Annotated in this window: 11 protein-coding genes and 1 pseudogene; 3 read left to right on the forward strand and 9 right to left on the reverse strand. The window is 72.8% G+C overall.

All coding sequences use genetic code 11. The features are described from left to right. The first annotated feature begins 144 nt into the window (after positions 1-144). Positions 145-411, forward strand: coding sequence for a 30S ribosomal protein S20 (gene rpsT / locus ACFQUZ_RS03285; protein ID WP_377437387.1), 267 nt, complete (start codon positions 145-147; stop codon positions 409-411). 22 nt (positions 412-433) lie between these two features. On the opposite strand, the gene ACFQUZ_RS03290 is transcribed toward rpsT, so the two are convergent. The 5 genes and pseudogenes from ACFQUZ_RS03290 to ACFQUZ_RS03310 all read right to left on the reverse strand — a co-directional run bounded on the left by ACFQUZ_RS03290 (position 434) and on the right by ACFQUZ_RS03310 (position 7,310). Then, entirely contained in the window at positions 434-994 is a 561-nt protein-coding gene (locus tag ACFQUZ_RS03290; protein WP_377437506.1) for a hypothetical protein, read from the reverse strand. Positions 995-1,240: 246 nt separating this feature from the next. After that, a pseudogene (gene holA / locus ACFQUZ_RS03295) lies at positions 1,241-2,194 on the reverse strand (DNA polymerase III subunit delta); the annotation flags it as partial. 344 nt (positions 2,195-2,538) lie between these two features. After that, positions 2,539-5,019, reverse strand: coding sequence for a ComEC/Rec2 family competence protein (locus tag ACFQUZ_RS03300; RefSeq protein WP_377437389.1), 2,481 nt, complete (start codon positions 5,017-5,019; stop codon positions 2,539-2,541). Continuing rightward, on the reverse strand, positions 5,016-5,921 hold the full coding sequence (locus ACFQUZ_RS03305; RefSeq protein ID WP_377437391.1) for a helix-hairpin-helix domain-containing protein: 906 nt from the start codon (positions 5,919-5,921) through the stop codon (positions 5,016-5,018). Before ACFQUZ_RS03305 ends, ACFQUZ_RS03300 begins: the two co-directional genes overlap by 4 nt. Before the next feature lie 132 nt (positions 5,922-6,053). Next, positions 6,054-7,310: an APC family permease gene (locus ACFQUZ_RS03310; RefSeq protein ID WP_377437508.1), complete on the reverse strand. Its 1,257-nt coding sequence runs from the start codon at positions 7,308-7,310 to the stop codon at positions 6,054-6,056. A 153-nt stretch (positions 7,311-7,463) separates the two neighbouring features. Here ACFQUZ_RS03310 and ACFQUZ_RS03315 point away from each other — a divergent pair, with 153 nt between their 5' ends. Continuing rightward, a complete protein-coding gene (locus ACFQUZ_RS03315; protein WP_377437393.1) occupies positions 7,464-8,264 on the forward strand; it encodes an ArsR family transcriptional regulator in 801 nt (266 codons plus the stop codon). Positions 8,265-8,275: 11 nt separating this feature from the next. Continuing rightward, positions 8,276-8,671: a VOC family protein gene (locus ACFQUZ_RS03320; RefSeq protein WP_377437395.1), complete on the forward strand. Its 396-nt coding sequence runs from the start codon at positions 8,276-8,278 to the stop codon at positions 8,669-8,671. Between the two features lie 69 nt (positions 8,672-8,740). Here ACFQUZ_RS03320 and ACFQUZ_RS03325 read toward each other — a convergent pair whose 3' ends face one another. The 4 genes from ACFQUZ_RS03325 to nadD all read right to left on the reverse strand — a co-directional run bounded on the left by ACFQUZ_RS03325 (position 8,741) and on the right by nadD (position 11,371). After that, the gene (locus ACFQUZ_RS03325) at positions 8,741-9,592 is read right to left on the reverse strand and encodes a DegV family protein (protein WP_377437397.1); all 852 of its coding nucleotides are present in this window, start codon (positions 9,590-9,592) and stop codon (positions 8,741-8,743) included. 73 nt (positions 9,593-9,665) lie between these two features. Beyond that, positions 9,666-10,292: a histidine phosphatase family protein gene (locus ACFQUZ_RS03330; RefSeq protein WP_377437399.1), complete on the reverse strand. Its 627-nt coding sequence runs from the start codon at positions 10,290-10,292 to the stop codon at positions 9,666-9,668. Beyond that, complete coding sequence (gene rsfS / locus ACFQUZ_RS03335; protein WP_377437400.1) at positions 10,289-10,687, reverse strand: ribosome silencing factor; 399 nt, start codon at positions 10,685-10,687, stop codon at positions 10,289-10,291. The genes ACFQUZ_RS03330 and rsfS overlap by 4 nt, the downstream gene beginning before the upstream one ends. Before the next feature lie 87 nt (positions 10,688-10,774). Beyond that, positions 10,775-11,371 carry a nicotinate-nucleotide adenylyltransferase gene (gene nadD, locus ACFQUZ_RS03340; protein ID WP_377437402.1) on the reverse strand — a complete coding sequence of 199 codons (597 nt, stop codon included), beginning with the start codon at positions 11,369-11,371 and terminating at the stop codon, positions 10,775-10,777. Between the last annotated feature and the right edge of the window lie 26 nt (positions 11,372-11,397).

The raw sequence follows: 11,397 nt of genomic DNA on the forward strand, positions 1-11,397 counted from the left end.
AGCCCCTGGCCCCGAACGAGCGCCCGTTTTGGCCCGTGGCCAGCCGGCCTGGTAGCCTGGCTCCTCGCGCATGGCGACGGACGGTCGCCCGCGCGATCTTCCAGACCAACCAGAATCATCGAGCTACCAGGACGAGGCTGTCGCGTGGCGAACATCAAGTCCCAGATCAAGCGCAACCGGCAGAACGAGAAGCGCCGGCTGCGTAACAAGTCGGTCAAGTCGTCGCTGAAGACCGCCATCCGCAAGTTCCACGAGGCGACCGAGGCCGGAGACACCGCGAAGGCGACCGAGCTGATGCGGTCCGCCTCGAAGCAGCTGGACAAGGCGGTCAGCAAGGGCGTGATCCACCGCAACCAGGCCGCGAACCGCAAGTCGTCGATCGCCAAGCGGCTGAGTTCGCTCTCCGCCTGAGCGGTCGCGGCTCAGCGCCGATTCACCCCCGAGCGCCACGCGGCGCCGGGGGTGTTTGTCGTGCCTGCCGGACACGATCCACCACGAACGGCGGCCCGACCGGGCCAGAAACGGCGGCATCGGGGGCGACGGACCGCCGGGGTCGAGACGGCGGAGACGGCGGCACGATCCGCCGGGACGGCGGGCGGTCGACTGCCACCGGAAGTGCCGGTATGACGCTTGTCGCACGGTGATCGGCGGGCGGGTGATCGGCGGGCAGCGTCCGCCGGGGCACGGCGGCCCGACCCACCGCCGGCGCCATCTGTCGACGGAATCGTTCGCGTTCCTTCTGCGGTACCCGGGCCGCGGACCGGGCCACCGCCGCCGCCACCTCGTCGTTGAGCTTGACCAGTGCGGCCACCGTGGCCGGCAGCACCAGAACGGTCCACCAACTCACCAACTCGGCCAGCGCCAGCAGCAGGGCAAGAATGATCGAGCCCTCGAAGAACATGAAGCAGAGCACGGCGCCCGGGTCCACGTGGCGAAGCCCGAGCGTCCGCGAATAGAGCGGACGCTGCCGCTCCTGCTCCCGGGACAGGGCCATCCGGCGGACGCCGGGGATCTCCCATGACGGCCGGTCGTCTCCGCTCATGCCCACGCCCCTCGGCTCACGCCCACATCCGTCGGCTCACGCTCCGGAGCGGCCGGAGCCGCCCCGACCCGTGCCAGATCGACCAGTAGCGGACCGACTGCCGCCGGAGCGTCCGCTCACCGACCGGTCCGTCGTTCCCGGGGCCGCCCCGCCGCCGCGAGTCAGCCCGACCGGTGCGGCGGACCCGCCCACGGTGTCTCGTGCCCCGGCGACGGCGAAGACCGCCCGTTCCAGCGCGTACCCCCGGTCGTCGGCACCGCCCTTGACGGCGGCGTTGCACTCGGCGGCGGCCCGCATGGCGGTTGCCAGCCCCTCGGCGGTCCATCCCCGACCCTGTTTCTGCGCGCGCTCCACCTTCCACGGCGGCAGGCCGAGCCCGCTTGCCAACTGGTACGGGCTGCCTCGCCCGGCGGATGCCACCCGGGCCACGGTCCGGATCCCGTCGGCGATGGCGTCCGCGATGGGCACCGGGTCCACACCCACATGCAGCGCCCACCGCAATGCCTCCAGCGCCCCCGGCACGTCGCCCACCATCGCCGCGTCGGCCACGGTGAAACCGCTCACCTCCGCCCGGCCCCGGTAGTAGCGGGCCACGGTCGAGGCGTCGATCCGGCCGTCGGTGTCGGCCACCAGTTGCGAGCAGGCGGAGGCGAGTTCCCGCAGGTCGTTGCCGACCGCGGCGAGCAGCGCCTCGGCGGCGTCATCGGAGCACCGGGCGCCGGTGCGACGGAACTCCTCCCGGACGAAGGCGACCCGGTCCCGGTGACCCTTCAGCTTGGCGGCCGGGATCACCGTCGCACCCGCCGACCGGAGGCCGTCCGCGAACGCCTTTCCCTTCGCCCCACCCGCGTGTACCACGACGAGGTGGACCTCGGGGTCCGGATTGGCGGCGTAGCCGAGGAGTGCGGCGGCCAGGTCCTTGCGGACGTCCTGGCCGGCGCGCAGGATCAGCACCCGCCGACCGCCGAACAGCGACGGACTCACCATCTCGGCCACCTCGCCGGGAGTCAGCGTGCCAGCGGCGTACTCCCGCACATCCACATCCGGGTCGAGCCGCCGAGCCGTCTCGATCGCCTCCGCGACCGCCCTGCTGGCAAGGAGTTCCTCATCGCCGAGGACGAGAATGACGGGGGGCAGGCTGGCGCTGGTCACCGCGCCATACTCGCACGTGCGCGCGGCACATCAACCCTGGTCAGGCCATTCTCCACAGTGCTCCCGCAATTAGCGCATATCCCGGCATTTGCCGCCATTGACGCGACATCGATCGCGACGGTGGGCCCATCACAGGCCCGAACCGCGAATCCCCGACCCGCACGGACCGGAGCATCCCTCGTTGGCCGGTAGACGCCGGACTACAGCAGATGCATCGGGCCTGACCTGCAATCAGTCTCGCGGCGCGCGGTGCTCGATGATCCATTGCTCGACGTCCCGCCGTCGCCAAACCTTCCCCATGCGGAGAACGGCGACTGGATCGGGGAACCCTTTGGATGTCGTGATCACGTTGGCGCGCTGCCGGCTGTGCTCGCTGGATGGCCGCGCACCGCGACGGCGAGGCGACCTCCCTTGACCAGCACCGCGAGGTCCCCGCCTCGATCGGTGCGCAGCACTCGGCTGCCGCCCTGGACGAGCCTGGCCAGCAGCACATCGCTCGGGTGCCCGTACTCGTTGTCCACTCCGACCGAGACGAGCGCCACCGTCGGATCGACCCGGTCCAGGAACTCCGGCTCCTGGTACGCCGAACCGTGGTGCGCCACCTTCAGCACGTCGGCCCGCAGGCCGTCAGGGCCGATCAGGTCCAGCAACGCCCGCTGTTGCTCGCTCTCGGCGTCGCCGGCCAGCAGCAGGCGCAACCCGTTGCTGCGAACGCCGAGGACGAGAGAGTTGTTGTTGGGGTCGGACCTGGTGCCGCGGGCCGGATGCGCCGGACCCAGCACGGTCAGTTCGGCGCCGCCGACCCGAAGCACCCGGCCGGCGGTCGCCGATTCGAGGTGCAGCCCGGCTGTCGCGGCCACCCGCTCGACGAGACGCCGGCCCTCGCCCGGCTCCGGCCAGCGCGGAGTCAGCAGGCCGCCGACCCGGCGACCGCGGAACACCCCGGCCACGCCGCCCACATGATCGGCGTGGAAGTGGCTGACGATCAGCAACGGGACCGATCGGACACCGAGCCGTCGCAGGCACCGGTCGACCGCCACCGGTTCGGGTCCCGCGTCCACCACCACCGCCTGGTCTGGGCCGACCGCCAACACCAGGGCGTCGCCCTGCCCGACATCGCAGGCGACCGCGATCCACCCGGACGGCGGCCAGCCCGTCGCGACGATCCGGATCGGCGCCGCACCGACGACGGCGGCGGTCGCCATCACGACCATCAGCCGCCGCACCACAGTCGACCGGGCGGCCAGCATCAACAGCAGGGTCAGACCGGCCAGGAGCAGACCCCCGCCGGCTCCCCCGGGCCACGGCAGGGTGCCGGCGGGCAGTTGGGCTCCGTACCGGGCCACCAGCACCAGCCACCACGCCGGCCAGCCGGCCAGCCAGGCCGCGAACTCCGCCGCCCCGGCCCAGACCGGGGACACCGTCGCGGCGACCACACCGAGCACGGTGGCCGGCGCGACCGCGGGAACGGCCAGCAGGTTGGCCGGCACCGCCACCAGGCTCACGGTCCCGGACAGCCCGGCGATCACCGGCGTACAGGCCAACTGCGCCGCCGCCGGCACGGCCAGCGACTCGGCCAGTCCGGCCGGTACGCCGCGCCGCCGCAGCCCGTCCCGCCAGCGCGGCGCGAGCAGCAACAAGCCGCTGGTGGCCAGCACGGACAGCGCGAAGCCGGGATCACCGGCGAGATCCGGGTCCAGCACCACCAGTACGGTGACGGCGGTACACAGCGCGGGCAGGGCCGCCCGCGTTCGGCCGGTGGCCAGGGCCAGCAGCGCGACCGCGCCCATCGCCGCCGCCCGCAGCACGCTTGGCGACGGGCGGGCCAGGACGACGAAACCGACGAGCGCCACCGCGCACAGGCCGGCGGAGAGCCAGGGTCCGGCCCGGGCCCAGCGAGCCAGCAGCAGCACGAGCCCGACGACAATTGCCACGTTGGAACCCGAAACCGCCGTCAGATGGGTCATCCCGGTCGTCCGAAAGTCCTCCTCGACCGCGGGATCGAGCCGGCTTGTGTCCCCGACCACCAGCCCCGGCAGCAGCCCACCCGGCTCGTCCGGCAGCGGACCGGCCGCCGTCTGGAGACCGGAGCGCAACCGACCGGCGGCCCGTTGCGCCCAGGACGGCTCGCCGAGCAGCGCCGGCGCGGTGTTCACCGACAGGACGGCCGCGGTGAGGTCGCCGCCGTTCGGGACGCCGAGCCGGGCGGTCACCAGCACCCGCTGCCCGGGCAGCACCGATCGCCATGCCGGCCCGGTGGCCAGCACCAGGACGCGGGCCGGCGCCCGCACCGGGCGGGCGTCCGGGGCGTGGGCCCGCAGCCACACCAACGCGGCCGGCACCAGATAGCTGGCCGGGCGACCGGAGGCGCCGCGCAGGGCGTGCGGGTCGTCGCGGACCATCAACTCGGCGGTGACCCGGACTTCGGCGCTCACCGGACCGGCCAGCGCCGGAGCGTCGCGCACCACGATCCGCGCCGCCGTAGCGGCCGATCCGCACACCACGCCGAGCAGCACCGCAACCACCGGCCACCGCCAGCCCGTCCCTCGCCACCGCGCGCTGAAAGCCGCCCACCGGCGGCCGACCACCGTTGAGGAGCGCCGGGGTATCCGCCAGCCCCAGGATCTGGCCGCCGGCACGACGGCGGCGAGTACCGCCGCGCCGCCGCCGATGGCGAGGCTGACCGGCAGCGCGGTCCGCAGGGCCAGCAATGCCGACAGCCAGGTGGCCACCGCGAGGCCGGCGAGCCGCAGGTCGGGTGGCTCGCGCTCCGGGGTCGGATCGCCCGTCGACCGCCGCCGGGCCCCGCCGCGCGGAGCGCTCACACCGTCACCATGTCCTTCAGGTCTTCGTAGCGGGCCTCGCCGATGCCGTCTACCTGCCGGAGGTCGCTGACCGCCTTGAACGGGCCGTGCCGCTGCCGGTGGTCGAGAATGCGCTGAGCCAGGACCGGCCCCACACCGGGCAGACCGTCGAGGTCCGCCAGGGTGGCCGTGTTCAGGTTGATTGGGCCACCCGACCCACCCGGCACGGCGCCCGGTGGCGCAGCACCCGCCGCCGGTTGCCCCACCGCGCCAGGCGGCGGCGTCACCTCGACGGCGATCAGTTCTCCGTCGGTCAGCCGCCGGGCCGGGTTGAGCATCGCCACGTCCACTCCGGGCAGCGCGCCGCCGGCCGCCTCGATCGCGTCGGCGAGGCGTGCCCCGGCCGGCAGCCGCACCAGCCCGGGACGGTGGACCTTGCCGGCAACCGTTACCACGACCTCCGCGACGGGTGTGCCGCCGTCGGCCGCGGGGCGGTCCTCGGCACCGGCCGCGGAGTTCGCCGGCGCGGCACTGGTGGTGACCGTCCCGACGCTCCCTACCTGCTCGGTGGCCGGTCGGGCGCGCCACGCCCAGAGTGCCGCGCCGACGGCCACCACCAGGGCCACCACCGCGAGGGCCCGTACGCCTCGACGGCCCGGATCGAAGGCGCCGCCCAGCCGGTCGAGCCGGCCGGTGTCCATCGGAAGCCGACCCCCGGAGACCGGATCGACCTGGTCGGCCGGTGAAAGGTCGGCGGACGGGTCGGGCATCGTCGCGCTGACCGTCACGTCGTCGGGCGACGAGCGCGGTAGGCCCCGAGCGGCCGACTCGGTCCCCGGCCACTCGGGCGGCCCCGCCGACGGCGCCCGGTCGTCGAACAGCCTCCCGAGGCGGCGCTGCACGGAGATCTCGTCATCGGTCACGGCGGGGACGCTAACCAGGGCCGGCGGGCAGCGGGCCGGTCCGAGAATGATCTGGGGATAACTGGGACGGCTGTGGAAAAGCGCCTGATCAAGCAGACGTGTGTTACGAGGGCCGCCGCGCCGCCCTGGTGATCACATGGGACCGGTGTGGCGGCGGTTCATCACGATGGCCCGTCCCACCAGGCCAAGGCCGAACATGGCCAGGCCCACGAGCACCGACTGCCAGGGCAGGGTGGCGACCAGAACCAGGCAACCGCCGGCGCCGAGCAGGTTGAGCCCGCGCGGCCAGCGTCGCTGGTCGGCCGGCTGCGTGTACGCGGCGGCGTTGGCGATCGCGTAGTAGACCAGCACCCCGAAGGACGAGAAGCCGATCACCCCGCGCAGGTCCATGGTGGCGACAAGCACGCCGACCACCACCGCGATCGCGATCTCCGCGCGGTGCGGCACCCCGTACCGCGGGTGGACGGCAGCCAGCCAGCGCGGGAGGTCGCGGTGGCGGGCCATGGCCAGGCTGGTGCGGCCGATACCGGCGATCAGGGCCAGCAGGGCGCCGAGGGAGGCGAGCGCGGCCCCGATGCGCACGACAGGGGCCACCGGAGCCGCGCCAGCGGCCTGCACGGCGGTGGTCAGCGGCGCCACGGCGGTGGCGAGTCGATGGGGTCCCGCCGCCCACAGGGCGGCGACCGCCACCACCAGATAGACGGCCGCCGTGATGAACAGGGCGAGCGGAATGGCTCGCGGGATGGTCCGTCGGGGATCGCGGACCTCTTCGCCCATGGTGGCGATGCGGGCGTACCCGGCGAAGGCGAAGAACAGCAGGCCGGCGGCCTGCAGGATGCCGTACGCGCCGCCAGCGCCAAGATCTGACCAGTCGCCCAGGTTCGCCGTCCTGGCCCGACCACCGACCGCGATGGCGACCACCACGACGGTCAGCGCGGTCAGGCTCGTCGCGACCAGCACGCGGGTCAGCATCGCGGTCCTGGTGACGCCCCGATAGTTGAGCGCCGCCAGGGCCACCACGGCCACCACGGCCACCGCGCGTCGCAGCCACCACGGGCCGGGTACGGCATAGGCGGCGAAGGTGAGCGCCATGGCCGCGCAGGAGGCGGTCTTGCCCACGACGAAGCCCCAGCCCGCCGTGAAGCCCCACAAGTGGCCGAGGCGTTCCCGCCCGTAGATGTAGGTGCCGCCGGAGGTCGGGTAGGTCGCCGCCAACTGGGCGGAGGCCACCGCGTTGCAGTACGCGATCACGACGGCGATCAGCAGTCCGATGAGGAGGCCGGTGCCGGCCGCACCGGCCGCGGGGCCGAACGCGACGAAGATTCCCGCCCCGATCATCGACCCCAACCCGATCAATACCGCGTCGGTGGTGCCCAGCCGCCGAGCCAGCGAACCCGGGACGGGATTCTGGCCGGGTTCCGCCGTGCCCCGCGTCGAACTCGGCGCGTCCCGCGACTGCCTCTCGCGGTCCACCGTCAGCGCCCTCCCGTAAGTCCATCAAATCGACTTGATGTATCGGCCACGCCGGCATATCTTCCGATGGTGGCCCCATCCAGTCAAGCGGTCCCCACATTCCTCCGCCTGGCGGCTCATCCGCTGCGGTGGCGGCTCCTGTCCGTTCTGGCGACAAGCGACTATCGGGTCCGCGAACTGGTGACACTTGTGGGCGAGCCGCAGAACCTGGTCTCGTACCACCTGCGACTGTTGCGGGATGGTGGGCTCGTCACCGTCGGGCGGAGCAGTCACGACGGCCGCGACAGCTACTACCACCTGAGACTGGACCGCTGCGCGCGGGCGCTTACCGATATCGGCCCAGCGCTACATCCGGCGCTACGCGCCACACACGACGCGGAAGCGACGCCCCGGCCGAGCCTACGACGTTCACCCGCGCTCAGCGTGCTGTTCGTCTGCACCGGCAACAGCGCCCGTTCCCCGATCGCCGAGGCCCTGCTCCGGCACCGGACCGGTGGACAGGTCGAGGTGGCGAGCGCGGGGAGCCGGCCCAAGCCCCACCTCCACCCGAAGGCCGTACGAGTGCTGCGCGAGACGTTCGACCTTGAAATCGCCGAGCAGCGACCTCGTCACTGGGACACCCTGACCGGACGTCGGTTCGACTACGTCGTCAGCCTCTGCGACAAGGCTCGCGAGGTGTGCCCCGACTTCCCCGGCCACCCGCGGCGCGTGCACTGGAGCATCCCCGACCCCGCCGGGTCCGGCGCCGGGCCGGGCCAGGTCGACGGCGACCCCGCCCCCACCGGATATCCCGCCTTCCAGCGCGCCGCGGAGGACATTCACACCCGCGTCCGACATCTGCTGGCCGTGCTCGGCGCCAGCCGAACCTGAAGGAGACAGTCATGACAACGCCCGACCGGTATGCCAGCGTGCGCTACATCGTCGACGACGTCCCAGCCGCCATCGACTTCTACACCAACCACCTGGGCTTCACGCTGAACGCCAGCGCCGCACCCGCCTTCGCCGACGTCGTACGCGGCCCGCTGCGGCTGCTGCTCTCCGGACCCACCAGTTCCGGCGCCCGTGCCACCCCGGGCGACGCCAGCGGCCCCGGACGCAACCGCGTCCACCTCGTCGTCGACGACCTTGATGCCGAGATCGAGCGGCTGCGCGGCGCCGGTCTGTCGCTGCGCGGTGACGTTGTCGCCGGCCCCGGTGGTCGACAGATCCTCCTCACCGACCCAGCCGGCAACCTCGTCGAACTGTTCCAAGCCGCGCGTCGGCCGGACACCCCCTGACCGGATCGGTCTCCGGCCGGCGAGCACTCCCCCACTCCAGAGCAGGTCCACCGTTCGAGGCGACGGTGGTTACGCACCGTCCTCCCGGCGATGCACCACCACGCAGGCCAGGCCCGGTCCGGCGTGGGCCGCCACGACGGCTCCGGCCTCGGTCAGGTACCTGTCGCACAACCGGTCGCCGAACCGGCCGACGAGCGCGTCGAGCAACTCGCCGGCCCGCTCCGGCGCCGCCATGTGGTGCACCGCGACGTCCACCGGGGAGTCGCCGGCCGCCTCCACCGCGAGATCGACAAGCCTCGCCAGGGCCCGGCTCGTGGTGCGCACCCGGTCCCGCAACACAAGCGTTCCTTCCGCCACGTGCAGGATCGGCTTCACCGCGAGCGCGGTGCCGAGCAGCGCGGAGGCCGCGTTGATCCGGCCGCCCCGGCGGAGGAACTCCAGGGTGTCCACGTAGAAGAAGGTGCGGGTGCGGTCGATGGCGGCCAGCGCCGCCGCGCGTACCGCGGCCGGATCGGCGCCCCGCGCGGCGGCGGCGCCGGCGGCGAGCGCGGGGAAGCCGAGGCCCATGCCGGTCGACCGGGAGTCCACCACCGTGACCAGCCCGTCGAACTCGGCGGCGGCCAACGTCGCCGCCTCGGCGGTTCCGGACAGTTTCGCCGACAGGTGCACCGAGACGATCGCGCTCGCGCCGCCGTCGAGCAGCCGGCGGTAGACCCGGGCGAACTCGGCAGGCGCCGGCCGGGAGGTGGTCACGGTCACCCGCCGCTCGCCCAGCGCCCGGGCCACGTCGGCGGGCGAGACCTCGGCACCCTCCCGACCGGCCGCACCGTTGATCACCACGGCCAGCGGCACGATCGTGAGCGGATGCGGCAACTCGGCCGGCAGGTACGCGGTGGAATCGGTGACGACCGCGACGGACATGCCGGAACGCTACCGGATCACCGCCGGTCGCGCCCATGTCCCGGTACGGCGTCAACGGCGCCGACATCGACCGTCAGAGCGGCGGCGGCGTGGCGCCCTGGTCGATCAGGCCCACGTTGTGCGCGCGCAACTGCCAGCCGCGGGCGTCGTGCCGCAGCTCGGTCCAGTGGCAGTTCTGCAACGGGCCGACCGCGCGCAGCACCTCGGGGGCCCAGCCGAGCAACTGGCCGCAACCCTGTCGGGACGCCCCACCGTGGGTGGCCACCACGATGGTCCCGCCGGGGACGGCGTCCGCGGCCTCCTGCAACGCGGCGCCGACCCGCTTGCCCAGGTCGTCGAGGCTCTCCAGCTCGCAGCCCGGATCCGGATCGCCGGCCCGCCAGGCCGCGTACTCGGCCGGGAACCGCTGCGCGACGTCGGTAAGCAGCATCCCCTGCCACCGGCCGAAGTAGCGCTCCCGCAGCCGGGCATCAAGGTGGACCGGCAGTCCGGTGAGCGCCGCCAACGCGTCGGCGGTGTGTCGAGCACGGCTCAGGTCGCTGGCGACGATGGCATCCGGGCGGAGCGCCGCGAGCAGCGGCGCCGCACCGGCCGCCTGCTGCCGGCCGAGATCGTTGAGCCCGACATCGGTCTGCCCCTGCACCCGGGAGGAGCCGTTCCAGTCGGTGTTGCCGTGCCGCCAGACGATCAGGCGGGTCATTCGGCGGCGCCCGCCTCGGCCTCGACGAGGTCACGGTCGACGAACGGGATGGTCGGGCAGTCCTTCCACAGCCGGTCCAGCGCGTAGAACTCGCGCTCCTCGGCGTGCTGGACATGCACCACCACGTCGACGTAGTCGAGCAGCACCCAACGGCCGGCCCGCTCCCCCTCGCGGCGGGCGGGCTTGGCCTTCTCCGGAAGGTCGACCAGCCGCTCCTCGATCGCGTCGACGATCGCCTGCACCTGGCGCTCATTCGGCGCCGACGCGATCACGAACGCGTCGGTGATGGCGAACTTGTCGGTCACGTCGATGATGACGATGTCCTGCGCCTTCTTGTCGGCGGCGGCCTGGGCTGCGGCCAGGGCCAGCTCGTGAGCGCGAGCGGATGCTGCCACCTTGCTCCTTCGATCGGCTGTACGAGGAGTCAAGCGTCTCATACACCCCCGGCAGATGCCGCCTCGGTTTCCCGCGAAAAGGGACGATCAGCACCGATACAGGCGCCGCTTGGCGATGTACTGCACCACACCTTCGGGTACGAGGTACCAGATCGGCTTGCCCGCGGCCACCCGGGCCCGGCAGTCGGTCGACGAGATGGCCATGGCCGGCACCTGGACCAGGCTTACCGCGTCGGCGGGCAGGTGAGCGGCGGACAGCTCGAAACCGGGCCGGGTCACCCCGATGAAGTGCGCCAGCTCGAACATCTGCTCGGCGTCCTTCCAGGAGAGGATCTTCTCCAGGGCGTCCGCGCCGGTAATGAAGAACAACTGCGCCTTCGGGCCGTATTCGAGCCGGATGTCCCGAAGCGTGTCAACTGTGTACGTCGGTCCGCTCCGGTCGACGTCCGCCCGGCTGACCTGGAAGGTCGGGTTCGACGCGGTCGCGATGACCGTCATCAGATAGCGATCCTCGGCCGGCGTGACGGTTTCGTCCGCCTTCTGCCACGGCTGGCCGGTCGGCACGAAGACCACCTCGTCCAGCCCGAACCGGTCCGCCACCTCGCTCGCGGCGACCAGGTGGCCGTTGTGGATCGGATCGAAGGTGCCACCCATGATCCCGACCCGCCGAGTGTCCTCCTCCACACAGTTGATCGTAAGCCGGTCGCGAG

It is taken from the genome of Plantactinospora sp. GCM10030261, from assembly GCF_042666615.1.
Taxonomy (GTDB): domain Bacteria; phylum Actinomycetota; class Actinomycetes; order Mycobacteriales; family Micromonosporaceae; genus KBS50.

Excerpts from the sequence above, each read along its gene's own strand:
- ACFQUZ_RS03290 (WP_377437506.1), bottom strand. The coding sequence starts at position 994 with ATGGCCCTGTCCCGGGAGCAGGAGCGGCAGCGTCCGCTCTATTCGCGG.
- ACFQUZ_RS03320 (WP_377437395.1), top strand. The coding sequence starts at position 8,276 with ATGACAACGCCCGACCGGTATGCCAGCGTGCGCTACATCGTCGACGAC.
- ACFQUZ_RS03325 (WP_377437397.1), bottom strand. The coding sequence starts at position 9,592 with ATGTCCGTCGCGGTCGTCACCGATTCCACCGCGTACCTGCCGGCCGAG.
- ACFQUZ_RS03330 (WP_377437399.1), bottom strand. The coding sequence starts at position 10,292 with ATGACCCGCCTGATCGTCTGGCGGCACGGCAACACCGACTGGAACGGC.